Genomic DNA, 13,461 nt, shown 5'->3' with positions numbered 1-13,461 from the left:
GTCCGTTCATTGTCTGCGGCAGATCTAGCGGTTCATCGCCTGCGGCAGGTAGAGCACGATCTCCGGGAAGGTCCGCATCAGAACGATGGCGAACAGCATCAGCAGGAAGAACGGCAGCGTCGCCTTGGCGATGGTGAAGATATTCTTGCCGGTCAGCCCCTGGATCACGAACAGATTGAAGCCCACCGGTGGCGTGATCTGCGAGATCTCCACCACGATCACCAGGTAGATGCCGAACCAGATCGGGTCGATGCCGGCGGCGTTGATCAGCGGCATGATGATCGAGGTCACCAGCAGGATCAGCGAGATCCCGTCGAGGAAGCAGCCCAGCACCAGCAGAAAAAGGGTCAGCATCACCAGCAGCACGTTGGGCGAGAGCCCCATGGCGGCGATGGCGCTGGCCAGCTGCGTCGGCAGCTGGGTGAAACTCATGGCCGACGACAGGAACGAGGCACCGGCGATGATGAACGCGATCATGCACGAGGTGCGCAGCCCGGCGAACATCGACTCCAGGAAGGTCGACCTGTCGAAATGGCCGTTGCATCGCGCGATCACCATCGACAGCACCACGCCCACCGCGGCCGCCTCGGTGGGGGAGGCGACGCCGCCGTAGATGCTGCCGAGAATGCCGCCGATCAGTACCAGCAGCGGAATCAGCCGCCAGCTGTTTCTGACCTTGTCGAGAAACGGCATCGGCGCCTCGGCATGACCCGCGCCGCCATTCCTGCCGGCGGTCAGCGACCAGATCACTAGGTAGATCATGAACAGTGCCAGCAGCAGCAGGCCAGGGCCGATGCCCGCCATGAACAGGCGCGAGATCGACTGCTCGGTGACCACGCCGTAGACGATCATCATGATCGACGGCGGAATCAGCAGGCCCAGGGTAGAGGCGCTGGCCAGCGTACCGATCGCCAGGGTTTCGTCGTAGCCGCGGCGCTCGAGCTCGGGCAGGGTCATCTTGCCGACGGTGGCGCAGGTCGCGGCGGAGGAGCCGCAGACGGCGGCGAACAGGCCGCTACCGATGATGTTGGAGTGCAGCAGCCGGCCGGGTAGACGGTTGAGCCAGGGCGACAGGGCGCGGAACATGTTGTCGGCCAGGCCGGAGCGGAACAAGATTTCGCCCATCCACACGAACATCGGCAGGGCGGTCAGATCCCAGCCGTAGCTGGCGCCCCAGAAGTCGGAGGCGAGAATGGGGCCGACCTCGAAGCTCGTAAAAAAGGTCAGCGCGATCCAGCCGGTGCCGAGCAGGGCGAAGGCGATCCACACGCCGCCGCCGAGCAGAATCGCCAGGGTAAAAAGCGTTGCAAGACTGAGCGTGAGCACGAGTCGAGTCCTCGGTTCAGGGAAGCAGCGTATAAATGTCTGCGCGGGCGAAGTGCTGCATTACGCGGTGCTGGAAGACTCGCCTAACCCCATGTTATGTCTCGTCTTCTGCGCTCCGTGCGCCTTGCTCTTCATCCCGCTCGCCGATTTATTCAGCGCTTCCTCGCTGGTTGTTGGAGCGAAAAGTCACTCGCCGCCGAAGCTGTCGTTGTCGCCAACGCCATCGTCGCCGCCGGGCGCCACGTAGCGCGAGGGGGCCGTCATGGCTTGCCTCAGCGTTGTCAGCAGCGCTTCCAGAATGGCCAGACACAGCAGCGCGAGGCCGACGACCAGGACGGTCTGCGGGATCCACAGCGGAATCGCCATCAGCCCCGAGGAGACGTCGCCGTAGTCGAGGCTCTCCTGGATCAGGCCGATCACTTCCCAACTGAGCAGGGCGCTGAGTGCCAGGGCGATCGCCAGGCACGCCACTTCGCACCAGACCCGGATCGCCGCCGGCAGACGGGCGATGACCAGCGTGACGCGGATATGGGCGTGATGGGTGAAGGTGTAGGCGAGGCTCAGGAAGGTCGCGCCGACTAGCAGGTAGGAAGCGATCTCCGAGACGCCGCTGATCTCGTAGCCGAGGCGGCTGGCGCCGACCAGTACCAGCACGGCATCGAGACAGCGCAGCAGTACCTGAAAGGTGACCATGGCGCAGATCGCCAGCATGCAGGCCGCGGCGCCCCAGGCGCCCAGCCGGTAGAGCGGATTCAGTCTGAAGATCATGGCGGAGACTCACCGGGTGCGAGTGAAGGAAGTCTGCAGCGTACGAGGCCCGCGGCGAGACGGGCCGTCGCACCGAACGTCACTGGCTCTGCTTGGCCTGGCGTTCGCGGTAGCGATCGACCAGCTGCTGGGCCTGATCGCCGGCGCGCGCCTGCCAGTCTTCGAACAGCTTCTGTCCGGCGGCTTTCAACTGCTGCTGGAGGGCATCGCTGGGTTCGCTGACGGTGATACCGTGGGATTCGAGGGCCTTGGCACTCTCGGCGCTGTCTTCCTTGCTCATCTGCCAGCCGCGCTGCTCGGCCTTGGCAGCGGCGTCGAGAACGGCCTTCTGCGTGGCGTCATCGAGACGATCGAAGGCGCGCTTGTTGACGAAGACGATGTTCTTCGGCAGCCACAGGTTGGCATCGCTGTAGTTGGACACGTAATCCCACGCCGACATCGACTTGCCGGTGGAGACCGAGGTGATCATGGCGTCGACGCGCCCGGTGCTGAACGCGGTGGGGATATCCGCCTCCTCGGTCTGGGTCGGGATGCCGCCCAGGTTCTCGACGAAGCGCTGGGTGTTGATGTTCGGCGCGCGGACCCGTAGCCCCTCGAACTGGGAGGCATCGGTCAGTTCGAAATCGGTGTAGATACCCTGCGCCGGCCACGGCACGGCGTACAGCGGCATCAATCCTTCCTTGGCGAAGAGCTCGGTGATGATCGGCTTGGAGGCCTGCCACAGGTCGTAGGCGTCGGCATAGCTGCCGGCCAGGCCGGGCAGGGTGTCGACTTCGTAGATCGGCGATTCGTTGGAGAGCGTGGAGAGGAATATCTCGCCGGCCTGTACCGTGCCGCGGCGCACCGATGGCTTGATCTCCGCGTGGCTGATCAGCGAGCCGCCGCTGTGCACGGTGATGGTCAGCTCGCCATCCGTCGCGTCGGCGACATCCTCGGCGAACTGCTTGGTGTTCTGGGTGTGGAAGCTGGCATCGCCGTAGGGAGAGGCGAGGTTCCACTGGTCGGCGAGTGCCGGCGTCGCGACGGCGAGCGATCCCGCCACGGCGATCGTCGACAGCTGAACATGGAATATGCGCATCGTTGGATTCCGTTTGTTATTGAGAAGGTCTTCCTGCACGCCGCTTGTTATTGACAGGGGTCGTGACCGGGACATGGCACCCCTGCATTCTTCAAGTCGGCCGGCGACGGCGTCAAATCGTTAATTCTTATCCAAACTATCGGGCCAGACTTTCACCTCCTCCCACTGTCCGTCACCGACGGGGTCGCGGGGGTGCTCCGTGGCATAGCGGGCAGCGCACTCCTGGGCGAGTCGCGTGACTCCCCGACAAAAGCTGGGATAGCTGCTGGTGCGCCAGATCGCGTCGTAGAACATCGCCGGCAGTGGCGTGGGCAGCGCCAACCGCAACAGCTCGCCGCGCTGGCAGGCGTCCGACACCGTGGAGACCGGCAGCGAGCCAATGCCGACGCCGTCGATGCTCATGCGGACGATGGTCATCAGCGTGGTGGCGCAGTGGATCTTGGGATCGTCGATGCCGAGTTCGGCCAGATAGGCCACGAGTTCGCCATAGGGGCGAGCCAACTTGCTGAACGAGACGAACGGCAGGCGGGATAGCGCCGACACGCCACCCTGTCGCAGGCGATCGGCATGCTGCGGTGCCACGAACAGGCCCATCTCGTAGGTGGCCAGCGGTAGCTGCGTCACCGAGAGGCCGGGGGCGACGCCATCCATGGCGAAGATCATGTCGAGATCGTTGTCCGCCAGGCGCTGGTGAAGAAACGGCGAGATGTCGACGGTCAGTTCGATGGTGAGCTGCGGGTGCCGTTCGGCCAGTTGGGTCAGGAAGGTGCTGAACCAGCTGTGGGCGATGGTCTCGATGACCCCGAGCCGCAGCGTGCCGGAGAAGTCCTCCTGGTTCTGGAACAGCTGCAGCGCCTCCTCGCGGCTGTCCAGCAGGCGTTCTGCATGGGCGTAGAACTCCCGGCCGCGCAGCGTCGGCTGCACCGGCCGGGCACTGCGGTCCAGCAACGACTCTCCGACCGCCGCCTCCAGCCGGGTGATGCGGTCGGAGATCGAGGGTTGGGTCAGGTGTAGGCGCGCTGCCACCTTGCGAAACGAGCCCAGCCTGACGACCCAGACGAAGGCTTCGAGCTCCTTGAAGTCGAACATGGGGTTCTCTCTAGGTATTCAAAAAGCGCTAGGTATTCAAAAGGCGCTGCGCACTTGAACGGGGATGGCCGATTCTTCGGCGCGGCGTCGTGAACGTCAACTCTCCGGCATCCATCCACCGGCATCGTGCCATGGGAATGAAAGATTGTGCCGATACTGCGCATCGCGAAAAACGATTGGACCCTGCGGCTGGCGGTTTCTTAAAGTGCGGTAAGGCGTCTTCGGGATGCCCACTGTCCACGGCACGCTGGTGAAAAGCTTTCGTGACGGCTTTTCCGAATGGCTCCTCCGACGGACTCGTCCGCTGGATTCCCGTGCCGGACTCCCTACAACAACGATACGAGGTAATGCGATGCGCGCGCCCCTGCTCAACTGCGACATGGGTGAAAGTTTCGGCAACTGGGCGCTGGGGCTCGACGAACAGGCGATGCCCTTCGTCGATTGCGCCAATATCGCCTGCGGTTTTCACGCCTCCGACCCCGACGTCATGCGCAAGACCGTGGCGCTGGCAGTGGCCCATGGGGTGAAAGTCGGCGCGCATCCGGGCTATCCGGACCTGATGGGGTTCGGTCGCCGCTCGATGGCCTGCTCGCCGCAGGAAGTCGAGAACCTGATGCTCTACCAGATCGGCGCGTTGGAAGCGTTCTGTCGCGCCGAGGGCATCCGTATCCAGTACGTCAAGCCCCACGGCGCGCTCTACAACGACATGGCCGGCGACTTCGATCTGCTGCAGGCGGCAATGCAGGCGGTGGTGCGTTACGATCGGGAGCTGCCGCTGCTGGTGATGTCGACCGCCAATCCCGAGCCGGTGCGTGAACTGGCCGCGGAGATGGGCGTGACGCTGTGGTTCGAGACGTTCGCCGACCGCGCCTACGACGCCAGGGGACGCCTGGTCTCGCGACGCCTTCCGGGCGCCGTGCATCACGATCGCGGCGCCATCGTCGAGCAGGCCGTGGCCCTGGCCAGGGGCGAGCCGCTGATCGCCAACGACGGCAGCGAGCTACGCCTGCCCGCCGATACGCTGTGCGTTCACGGCGACAACGCCGAATCCGTGGCTGCGGTGAAAGCCATTCGCGAAGCCTTCCAGCAGTTGGCCGACGCATGAGTCAGTCTCCTTCCCTCTCTACTGCGCCCTCTTTTCGAATGGAAACGGTCGGCATGGACGCCCTGATCGTCAGGCTGTTCGCCGCCATCGACGAGGCCCACATGCCCTGGATCCTGGCCGCCGACAACGCGCTGCGGGAACGCTTCGGCGAGGCGCTGATCGACCTGGTGCCGTCCTACACCACGCTGCTGGTGCACTACGACGTGGCCCGGCTCTCCCAGCGCGAGGCCAGGCAGTGGATCGACGACGCCCTGCGGGGATTGAAGCCGGCCTCCACCGAGACCGGGCGGGAGCATCGCATCCCGGTGTGGTACGACGACAGTGTCGGCCCCGAACTCACCAGGATCGCCGAGCGCCTCGGCGTCGATACCGACGAGATCGTGCGTCGCCACGCCGGTCGCGACTATTGCGCCTTCGCCCTCGGCTTTTCGCCAGGCTACGCGTTCATGGGCATGGTCGAGGAGGCGCTGGCCACGCCGCGGCTGAAGACGCCGAGACGGAAGGTAGCGGCGGGCAGCGTAGGCATCGCCGAACGCCAGACCGCCATCTATTCGATGCGCTCGCCGGGTGGCTGGAACATCCTGGGCCGCACCGCCGTCGAGCTGTTCGATCGCGAGCGCGACGAAATCAGCCTGTTTCGCCCGGGCGATCGGGTGCGATTCGAACCGATCAGCCGCGAGGCTTTCATCGAACAGGGCGGCGACACCACGCCGCTGGAGGAGCGCTGATGGCGACGCCGGAAATCTCCCGGGCGGCGAGTGGCAATGCCGCTCTGGTCGTCGAGGGCACGGGGCCGCTGGCGCTGGTAGAGGATGCCGGTCGCTTCGGGGCCCGCCATCTCGGCGTGACTCAGGGGGGAGCGCTGGACTGGATCGCGCTGGGCTGGGCCAACTGGCTGCTCGGCAACGCCCCGGATGCCGCCGGCATCGAGATCGCCATGGGTGGGCTGACGCTGAAGGCCACGGGCAGGATGGCGGTGGCCATCGCGGGTGCCGATCTCGGCGCCACGCGGGATGGCGAGACGCTGCCCGCCAATGGCAGTTTCGTTCTCGAACCGGGACAGGTGCTGGCGTTCGACCAGCCCAGGGCGGGGCTGCGTGCCTACCTGGCGTTGCCGGGCGGGATCGATGCCGAGCCGTTCATGGGGAGCCTCTCGACCGTCGCCCGCGAACAGCTGGGCGGTCTCGACGGGCGGGGAAGCGCGCTTCGGGTCGGCGATCGGTTGACCGCGGCCTCGGTGGCCGCCGAGACCCGCGAAATGCCATGCGCGATGGCCATGCCGCAGGACGAAGCCACGCTCGAATTGGTCACCGGGGCGCAGATCGCGCACTTCGATGGTGCCAGTCTGTACGCGGCCTTCAATCAGGCCTGGCAGGTGGACAGCCGAGCCGATCGCATGGGCGTTCGCCTGACAGGCCCGGCGTTGCATTGTCGGTTGGAGGGCATGATCTCGGAGGGAATTCCGCTGGGCGCGGTCCAGGTTCCGCCGGATGGCCAACCGATCATTCTGCTCAACGACCGGCAGACCATCGGTGGCTATCCGCGTCTCGGGGCGTTATCGCCGATTGCCTGCGCGCGCCTGGGGCAGTGCGCTCCCGGCACCTCGATAAGACTCTCCCCGGTCTCTCCGCATCAAGCGCGGCGAGCCTATCTGCGTCAACTCGCGCTATGGCGCTGATCGCGAACCGGTTCTCCGCCATCGTTTGCCGGCGGGCGCCTGAACCGAAGGGCGTCCGTCGAGGCGCGCTGTCGCCCCTTCAGTCGTCGCCCGCCTGGCGCATCGGCATCCTGTCGATGGTGGCGTAGATCTCCTGGAGGTCGACCTCGCCCTGGAGCTGTACTTTCTTGCCGCCATCCTTGCCGATCAGGATCGTGGTCACGCCCTGTTCGGGGCTGACGTCCACGGCATCGAGCAGCGCCTTGGTCTCGTAAGCGGTCATCGGACGGCCATGACGGGTGCCGCTCTCTCCTTCGATCGTGTAGAGCAGCATGTCGCGATCATCGAACTGCGCCTGGGTGCGGTCGAGCTGCTGGCGCAGGTGCCGGTAGGCGGGCTGCCCGGCATCCGGCGTCACCACGATGAGCGGGCGGAAGTTCCACTTGTCGGTAATCAGCGGATTGGCTGGATCGTTGCCGTTCGCCTGGGCCGAAGCCCCCGTCGCGAACGAAGCCCCGGCCATCAGTACTCCGGTCATCAACCAGTGTTTCATGGGGATCTCCTCCGAGTGTCGTTAGCGAGTCCGCCGTTCATTGTGACTCCGAAGGCTGCAGGGGGTTCAAGCTGGCTGGAGTTCCCGCTGGCGCTGTTATAACGGGAACTCCTAATATAACGGACACCAATAGCAAAAATATTTCTAAGTTCGTAAAAATATTTGCAGGTAGTGAGACCTCGGTATAACCTTGCAAAACTGAAACGGAGGGATGAGGCATGGCCGATCGCGATGGTTTCGATATGCCGCCGACATCGATAGCCGCCTTGCAGGCGCTCTCGATCGCCGCGCGTCGAGGAGAGCCCCGGGCACCGAAACTGACGCCGGGGGCGCTCAAACTGCTCGAGCAACTGCTCGCCGCTCCGGAGCTCGCGGCCACGCTCAGTATCTCGGCGCTGGCGAAGCAGCATGACGTCAATGCTTCCAGCCTGACCCGGCTTTCGCACGCCTTGGGCCTGACGGGATTCAAGGCGTTTCAGGCGCTGTTTCGCGCCGATGCCACCACCGGCGCCTTCTACTCCACCCGTGCGGAACGCCTGCTCGATCTCGGTCAGATTCCGAGTGACGGCGACTATCCCGTCCAGCGCCAGACGCTGTGGCAGGAGGAGATGGGCAATCTCTCGCGAACCGCGGAGAGGCTCGATGAGGCGATGCTGGCGCGTGCCGCCAGGGCGCTGATCGATGCCCGGCGGGTCCACGTCGTTGGCCAGCGTGCCTGCTTCGCGGGGGCGCACTATCTGGCCTACTACCTGGGCTACCTGCGCAGCGACGTGCGCCTGATCGACTCTCTCGGTGGAATCAACCTCGAGACGGGGCGCGAGTTGGGGGAGGGCGATCTGGTGGTGGGCATCAGCTATCGCCCGGAAACCCGGGTCAGTGTCGATTACTGCCGCCAGGCGCTGGACCAGGGCGCTCGATTGCTCGCGCTGACCAACCAGGAGACCGCGCGATTGGCCACGATGACTGACATGACGCTGTTGGCGTCCGCCGAAGGACCGTTCTTCTTCAACCCCATGAGCAGTCTGTTCGTGACCATCGAGATGCTGCTGTCGCACATGGCCCACGAGATGGGGGGCGACGCCGTCGCCTCGATCCGCCGTCGTGAAGCCCTGATCGCCCGCTGGCAGATCGAATGACCTTTCCACCCCGACGACCCCATCGAACCCAGGAGACCAGTTGTCATGACCGCCTGCCCGGGGCTTGCCACCGCCCTGTTGAATCGTGCCTACGCCGATGACCTCGATGCCACACCGCCATCCGATACCCTGTTGATCAACGAACAGTCGCGACTGCTGGAGTCTCGTGGCGAGCGCGTCATCAAGTTCGGCTTCGGCCAGTCGCCGTTTCCGGTCTACGGCCCGGCGGTGGAGGCGCTGGCCCGCCACGCGGACCGCAAAGCGTATCTGCCCGTGCAGGGGCTGCCGGCACTGCGGGACGGGGTCGCGAGTTTTCACAGCGAGATCGATGGCACGCCCTGGCAGGCATCGCGGGTCCTGGTGGGACCCGGCAGTAAACTGCTGCTGTTCGCCTTGATCAAGGCGCTGCCCAGGGCGGAGGTCCTGATCCCGGCGCCAGCCTGGGTCTCCTATGCGCCGCAGGCGCGTCTGGCCGGACAGACGGCGGTCAAGCTGGCGGCCAGCTTCGAGACGCGCTGGCAGATCACGCCGGAGCAGCTCGAGGCGCATTGCCGAGAAGGCGGGAGCCGCACGCGGCTGCTGATTCTCAATGCACCTGGCAATCCGACCGGGTTGTCGCCCGATGCCGAGACTCAGCGCGCGCTGGCCGAGGTGGCTCGGCGCCATGGCGTGATCGTGCTGGCGGACGAGATCTACGGCCCGTTGGACCATCACGGCTCGCACCGCGCCTTCGCCCGCGACTATCCCGAGGGCACGGTGACCACCAGCGGGCTCTCGAAGTGGTGTGGCGCTGGCGGCTGGCGACTGGGCGTGATGCACGTTCCTGAAGCGCTGGGCGGTGAGCTGTTCGCACGCCTGCTCGGCATCGCCTCGGAGACGTGGTCGAGTGTCGCCAGCCCGGTCCAGGAAGCGGCCTGCGTCGCCTATCGGATGAGTCCCGAACTGGCGAACTATCTCGAGCGCCAACGGGCCTGGTTGGGCCTGATCGGACACTGGTGCGCCGAGCGGCTGCAGGCGGCCGGCGTTCGCACGCAGCTACCGGATGGTGGCTTCTATCTGTTTCCCGATTTCGACGCTCACCGGGAGGCCCTGGTCCGGCGCGGCATCACCACCAGCGCCGAACTGACCGCCCGGCTGCTGAAAGAGACCGGCGTGGCCCTGCTGCCGGGGAGTGCATTCGGCTGCGACCCCTTGCAGCTCACGGTGCGCCTGGCCTACGTCGACTTCGATGGCGGAGTGCTACTGGAGCACTGCCCGCAACGCTACGACGACCCCATGGGGTTGCCGACCCTGGACAAGGTCCGTGCCGGTATTCAGGCCATCGTGGAATGGTTACCATGACCGACGGGCGAGTGACGGTGGGAGATCGCCAGCACCGGGCGTGCCGATGTTTCCCGGCGAAACATTAAATTGCCGAGAGAAACATTTCGGAGGGAACTCTCCTTCCCACGCGGCATCCCACTAGGGCACACGCATAAAATCGATATCTGGAGGTATTCATGCAAAGGATCACTGCATTTCTCGCGGCGGCAATGATGACGACCGGTCTCGCCAGTGCGCCTGTCTTGGCCCAGGAGTCCGCCGACAGCGGTTCGCAGGCGCAGGCTCCGGCGCAAAACTTCTCCGATGACCAGCTCCAGCAGTTCGCTGACGCATCGCAGGACATCGCGATGATCTCCCAGGATTACACCGAGCAGCTGCAGAACGCCTCCGATGAAGGTGAGCAGCAGAAGATTCGCCAGCAGGCCAACGATGAAATGGTCCAGGCGGTTCAGGAGAGCGGCATGAGCGTCGAGCAGTTCAACTCGATCGGCCAGGCCATCCAGCAGGATCCGCAATTGATGCAGCGTGTGAAGGGTATGGTGCAGCAGCCCCAGCAGTAAGCATCGACAGGGCGATCTCGAGGATCGCCCATGAACGAAAAACCGCCGACCCCAGGGTCGGCGGTTTTTTTGCCATTGACCAACGCGAAACGAACTCAGTTGTTGTCGATCGCGTCGCTGGCGTCATTCAGCAGGTCGGACGTGGCGGCCTTGGTGTCTTCCCAGGCGCTGGAGGCGCCTTGCTTGGTGTTTTCCCAGGCCTCGGCGGCTTGGGTCTTGGCATTCCGCCACCAGTCGTTGGTGTACTCGGGCTGCTGTTTCAGCGCGCTTTCGTCCATGTCGAGGACGATGCGGTATTCGATATCGTCGAGGCTTTCGTCATGATTGGTCTCGACGGTGAAGTCGCCTTTCTGGACCACGAAGTTCTTGTCGCCCATATCCAGCACGCCACCGGCTTCGACCACCAGTGCTTGGACGCTCATGTCTTCGCCCAGCAGGATGTCCTCGACATCGCCGACATCCTCGTCGGGCTTGCTGGACAGAAACACGTCGGCGTCCATCAGCTCATCGGCGGAGTAGAGGCCCTGCGGGTCCTGCGTTTCCTGGGCCGTCGCGGCCTGGCTCATCATCATGCTGCCGGCTGCCAGCGTGGCCACGCCGAGTGTCTGCTTCCATGACAGATTTTGCATTTACGTCTCCTTGACTCATGGCTTCTATGGCGTGCAACTACCTGTAATCCATTAACTTTTAAAGATTACACTTTGTAATGTAGCTGCTCGGTGCGCATTTGCAAGCGAGCGGGAGGCCACGCTACAGCATGAAAGCCAATTCCAGCGGCAGGTAGACGAAGGCCAGCAGCGTCGAGCAGAAGACCAGGCCGGCGACGTACTCCGGTTCACGGCGTGAACGCTGGGCGAACAGGTAATTGTAGACGGCCACCGGCATGCTCATCTGCAGCGCCACGGCGCTGGCGGCAACCGGTGGCAGGCCGAGCCAGGCGGCAATGGCGAAAGAGAGGGCCAGCGCAATGGGCACGCGGCAGAGCGTGAACAGGAAGCCGGAGGAGAGGTTGCGAGCCTGGATACTGGCCAACGAGACGCCGAGCGTGATCAGCATCAACGGGATCGTCAAGCCGGAGAGCAGATGCACGGTGTTGCCGAGCCACGCCGGCAGAGACACGCTGGTCAGCATCAATGTCAGCGAGATCGCGATGCTGTAGAGCGTGGGGTTGCGTATCAGCGCCTTCCAGGGATTGCCACGCGTCGCCATCATCATGCCGACGGTGAACTGGATCAATGCGTTCGCCACCCAGGCCGTCATGGCAAACGTGAAACCTTCCTTGCCGAAGGCGTAAAGCGCGACGGGCAGGCCCATATTGCCGGCGTTCGGATACATCATCGGCGAAATGATGACCTGCCAGGGTTTGCGCAGCAGCTTGGCGACACCGAAGCTTGCCAGCGCCATCCCCGCGAGCACTAGAAAGGTCGTCGCGAGCGTGCGCCCGAAGGCATCTGGATCGACCTCGGCGTCGGCCAGGGAGGCCAGTACCAGCGCCGGTGTGCCGATGTTGAAGACGAGTTTGGTGACAAACTCGGTGGGGTAGCCGTAGCCCAGACGGATCCAGCCGAACCCGATGCTCGCGCCAACCAGGACAGGGGCCATGACGGCGAACAGTTGAGCGAGCATCGGGTGTCCTTGATCGTGATTGCGACGAAAGTTGAAGTGGTATTGTCGTCAATCCGTCATGGGGCTGGCAATGCACGATTGCCTGTCGATCAGGTTCCAGACCGGGCGATCAAGCCATCTCGACCACGATCCGACCATGGTGATTGGCGCAGGTTTCCAGGTAGCGATGCGCTTCGGCGATCTCTTCGAACGGGAATCGATAGTCGATCTGAGGCTTGAGTTCGCCACCCCGGGTCATCCGCTCGACATCGGCGATGGCGCGGTCCAGCGCTTCGCGATTCTGGGGAATTCCCAACTCGGGCTTGCCGCTGAAGTTGGAGAGGCAGTGCACATGGAACTGGATGTTCTTGCGGAACACCGCCTGGGCCGGGAACGTGGTCTGGTTGCCGTCCAGCATGTCATAGAGGATCAGTCGGCCGCGAGGCGCCAGGACATCGCCCAGCAGGTTCATCTGAGGGCCACCCAGGGCGTCCAGCACGATGTCGACGCCGTGGTGATCGGTCAGCTTGTCGATCCGAGTGGCAAGATCCTGGGTTTCCGTATGCACCACTGCCGAGGCGCCGAGGGATTTCAGATAGTCGACGGCGGCCTCGTGAGGGGTTGCCGCGATCACTCGGGCGCCCAACGCCCGCGCGACCTGCACGGCGTAAGGCCCCCCGATATGGCAAGCGCCGGTGATCAGCACCGTCTCGCCGGGCTCGAGGTTGGCGACCTCGCGAAATCCAAGCCAGGAGACCAACGACGGCAGGTAATGGACGCTGGCTTCGCTTGACGACAGACAGTCGGGGTAGGCGATGAGCGCCTCCGCCGGTAGCAGCGCGCGTTCGGCGTGTGCCGTATACTGGTTGGGGTCGAAGGCGGGAATCGAGGCGACGCGATCGCCTGGCGAAAACGCCGTGACGTCCGGGCCAACGGCGATGACCGTGCCGGCCATCTCGCTGCCCGAGCCGGCCGGCAGCCTGGCCAGCGTTGGTGCCATGTTGCGCCGCCACATGACATCCTGCCAATTGATGCCGAGCGCCTCGGTCTCGATCAGAACCTCCCCGGTGGCGGGGTGCGGATCGTCGCGCTCAATGATTTCCAGAACGTCGGCGTCGCCGAAACGTTGAAACTGTATCGCACGTAACATTGTGCACCTCAATGTATCCAGGGTTTGTCCCCGACTCTATCGACGATGGCGGACAAACACTATGCTCGAGGATCGATAGTGGTTATAACGCTTATCGATACAGCATTCGCG

General features: G+C 64.2%; 14 protein-coding genes. 6 read left to right on the top strand and 8 right to left on the bottom strand.

The features are described 5' to 3' along the window. Positions 1-24: 24 nt before the first annotated feature. From F0A16_RS12995 to F0A16_RS12980, 4 genes are all read right to left on the bottom strand, one after another. Complete coding sequence (locus F0A16_RS12995; RefSeq protein WP_149435834.1) at positions 25-1,326, bottom strand: TRAP transporter large permease; 1,302 nt, start codon at positions 1,324-1,326, stop codon at positions 25-27. Between the two features lie 186 nt (positions 1,327-1,512). After that, a complete protein-coding gene (locus tag F0A16_RS12990) occupies positions 1,513-2,094 on the bottom strand; it encodes a TRAP transporter small permease (protein ID WP_149435833.1) in 582 nt (193 codons plus the stop codon). A 79-nt stretch (positions 2,095-2,173) separates the two neighbouring features. Further along, the gene (locus F0A16_RS12985; RefSeq protein WP_149435832.1) at positions 2,174-3,172 is read right to left on the bottom strand and encodes a TRAP transporter substrate-binding protein; all 999 of its coding nucleotides are present in this window, start codon (positions 3,170-3,172) and stop codon (positions 2,174-2,176) included. A 120-nt stretch (positions 3,173-3,292) separates the two neighbouring features. Continuing rightward, entirely contained in the window at positions 3,293-4,261 is a 969-nt protein-coding gene (locus F0A16_RS12980) for a LysR family transcriptional regulator (RefSeq protein ID WP_149435831.1), read from the bottom strand. Between the two features lie 352 nt (positions 4,262-4,613). On the opposite strand from F0A16_RS12980, the gene F0A16_RS12975 reads away from it, so the two are divergent. Genes F0A16_RS12975 through F0A16_RS12965 form a run of 3 tightly spaced genes read left to right on the top strand, consistent with a single transcriptional unit; the run spans position 4,614 to position 7,044 of the window. Further along, complete coding sequence (locus tag F0A16_RS12975; protein ID WP_149435830.1) at positions 4,614-5,366, top strand: 5-oxoprolinase subunit PxpA; 753 nt, start codon at positions 4,614-4,616, stop codon at positions 5,364-5,366. After that, a complete protein-coding gene (locus F0A16_RS12970) occupies positions 5,363-6,094 on the top strand; it encodes a 5-oxoprolinase subunit B family protein (protein WP_149435829.1) in 732 nt (243 codons plus the stop codon). The genes F0A16_RS12975 and F0A16_RS12970 overlap by 4 nt, the downstream gene beginning before the upstream one ends. Next, positions 6,094-7,044, top strand: a complete 951-nt coding sequence (locus F0A16_RS12965; RefSeq protein WP_149435828.1) for a 5-oxoprolinase subunit C family protein — start codon at positions 6,094-6,096, stop codon at positions 7,042-7,044. Before F0A16_RS12970 ends, F0A16_RS12965 begins: the two co-directional genes overlap by 1 nt. Before the next feature lie 79 nt (positions 7,045-7,123). Here F0A16_RS12965 and F0A16_RS12960 read toward each other — a convergent pair whose 3' ends face one another. Then, complete coding sequence (locus F0A16_RS12960) at positions 7,124-7,576, bottom strand: DUF4174 domain-containing protein (RefSeq protein ID WP_149435827.1); 453 nt, start codon at positions 7,574-7,576, stop codon at positions 7,124-7,126. Between the two features lie 218 nt (positions 7,577-7,794). Between F0A16_RS12960 and F0A16_RS12955 the strand changes: the two genes are divergently transcribed. The 3 genes from F0A16_RS12955 to F0A16_RS12945 all read left to right on the top strand — a co-directional run bounded on the left by F0A16_RS12955 (position 7,795) and on the right by F0A16_RS12945 (position 10,595). Continuing rightward, entirely contained in the window at positions 7,795-8,712 is a 918-nt protein-coding gene (locus F0A16_RS12955) for a MurR/RpiR family transcriptional regulator (protein ID WP_149435826.1), read from the top strand. Positions 8,713-8,757: 45 nt separating this feature from the next. Then, the gene (locus tag F0A16_RS12950; protein WP_149435825.1) at positions 8,758-10,053 is read left to right on the top strand and encodes a pyridoxal phosphate-dependent aminotransferase; all 1,296 of its coding nucleotides are present in this window, start codon (positions 8,758-8,760) and stop codon (positions 10,051-10,053) included. A gap of 158 nt (positions 10,054-10,211) precedes the next feature. Further along, positions 10,212-10,595, top strand: a complete 384-nt coding sequence (locus F0A16_RS12945; RefSeq protein ID WP_149435824.1) for a DUF4168 domain-containing protein — start codon at positions 10,212-10,214, stop codon at positions 10,593-10,595. Between the two features lie 95 nt (positions 10,596-10,690). On the opposite strand, the gene F0A16_RS12940 is transcribed toward F0A16_RS12945, so the two are convergent. The 3 genes from F0A16_RS12940 to F0A16_RS12930 form a co-directional block, all read right to left on the bottom strand. After that, complete coding sequence (locus F0A16_RS12940; RefSeq protein WP_149435823.1) at positions 10,691-11,224, bottom strand: PRC-barrel domain-containing protein; 534 nt, start codon at positions 11,222-11,224, stop codon at positions 10,691-10,693. Positions 11,225-11,345: 121 nt separating this feature from the next. Continuing rightward, positions 11,346-12,221, bottom strand: coding sequence for an AEC family transporter (locus F0A16_RS12935; protein ID WP_149435822.1), 876 nt, complete (start codon positions 12,219-12,221; stop codon positions 11,346-11,348). A 109-nt stretch (positions 12,222-12,330) separates the two neighbouring features. Next, a complete protein-coding gene (locus F0A16_RS12930; RefSeq protein WP_149435821.1) occupies positions 12,331-13,350 on the bottom strand; it encodes a zinc-dependent alcohol dehydrogenase family protein in 1,020 nt (339 codons plus the stop codon). Positions 13,351-13,461: the final 111 nt, after the last annotated feature.

This window comes from Salinicola corii, from assembly GCF_008298015.1.
Taxonomy (GTDB): Bacteria; Pseudomonadota; Gammaproteobacteria; order Pseudomonadales; family Halomonadaceae; genus Salinicola; species Salinicola corii.
This window is presented reverse-complemented; position numbering and strand designations above follow the sequence as displayed.

Excerpts from the sequence above, each read along its gene's own strand:
- F0A16_RS12955 (WP_149435826.1), top strand. The coding sequence starts at position 7,795 with ATGGCCGATCGCGATGGTTTCGATATGCCGCCGACATCGATAGCCGCC.
- F0A16_RS12940 (WP_149435823.1), bottom strand. The coding sequence starts at position 11,224 with ATGCAAAATCTGTCATGGAAGCAGACACTCGGCGTGGCCACGCTGGCA.
- F0A16_RS12975 (WP_149435830.1), top strand. The coding sequence starts at position 4,614 with ATGCGCGCGCCCCTGCTCAACTGCGACATGGGTGAAAGTTTCGGCAAC.
- F0A16_RS12930 (WP_149435821.1), bottom strand. The coding sequence starts at position 13,350 with ATGTTACGTGCGATACAGTTTCAACGTTTCGGCGACGCCGACGTTCTG.
- F0A16_RS12965 (WP_149435828.1), top strand. The coding sequence starts at position 6,094 with ATGGCGACGCCGGAAATCTCCCGGGCGGCGAGTGGCAATGCCGCTCTG.
- F0A16_RS12950 (WP_149435825.1), top strand. The coding sequence starts at position 8,758 with ATGACCGCCTGCCCGGGGCTTGCCACCGCCCTGTTGAATCGTGCCTAC.
- F0A16_RS12960 (WP_149435827.1), bottom strand. The coding sequence starts at position 7,576 with ATGAAACACTGGTTGATGACCGGAGTACTGATGGCCGGGGCTTCGTTC.
- F0A16_RS12945 (WP_149435824.1), top strand. The coding sequence starts at position 10,212 with ATGCAAAGGATCACTGCATTTCTCGCGGCGGCAATGATGACGACCGGT.
- F0A16_RS12985 (WP_149435832.1), bottom strand. The coding sequence starts at position 3,172 with ATGCGCATATTCCATGTTCAGCTGTCGACGATCGCCGTGGCGGGATCG.
- F0A16_RS12935 (WP_149435822.1), bottom strand. The coding sequence starts at position 12,221 with ATGCTCGCTCAACTGTTCGCCGTCATGGCCCCTGTCCTGGTTGGCGCG.
- F0A16_RS12990 (WP_149435833.1), bottom strand. The coding sequence starts at position 2,094 with ATGATCTTCAGACTGAATCCGCTCTACCGGCTGGGCGCCTGGGGCGCC.
- F0A16_RS12970 (WP_149435829.1), top strand. The coding sequence starts at position 5,363 with ATGAGTCAGTCTCCTTCCCTCTCTACTGCGCCCTCTTTTCGAATGGAA.
- F0A16_RS12980 (WP_149435831.1), bottom strand. The coding sequence starts at position 4,261 with ATGTTCGACTTCAAGGAGCTCGAAGCCTTCGTCTGGGTCGTCAGGCTG.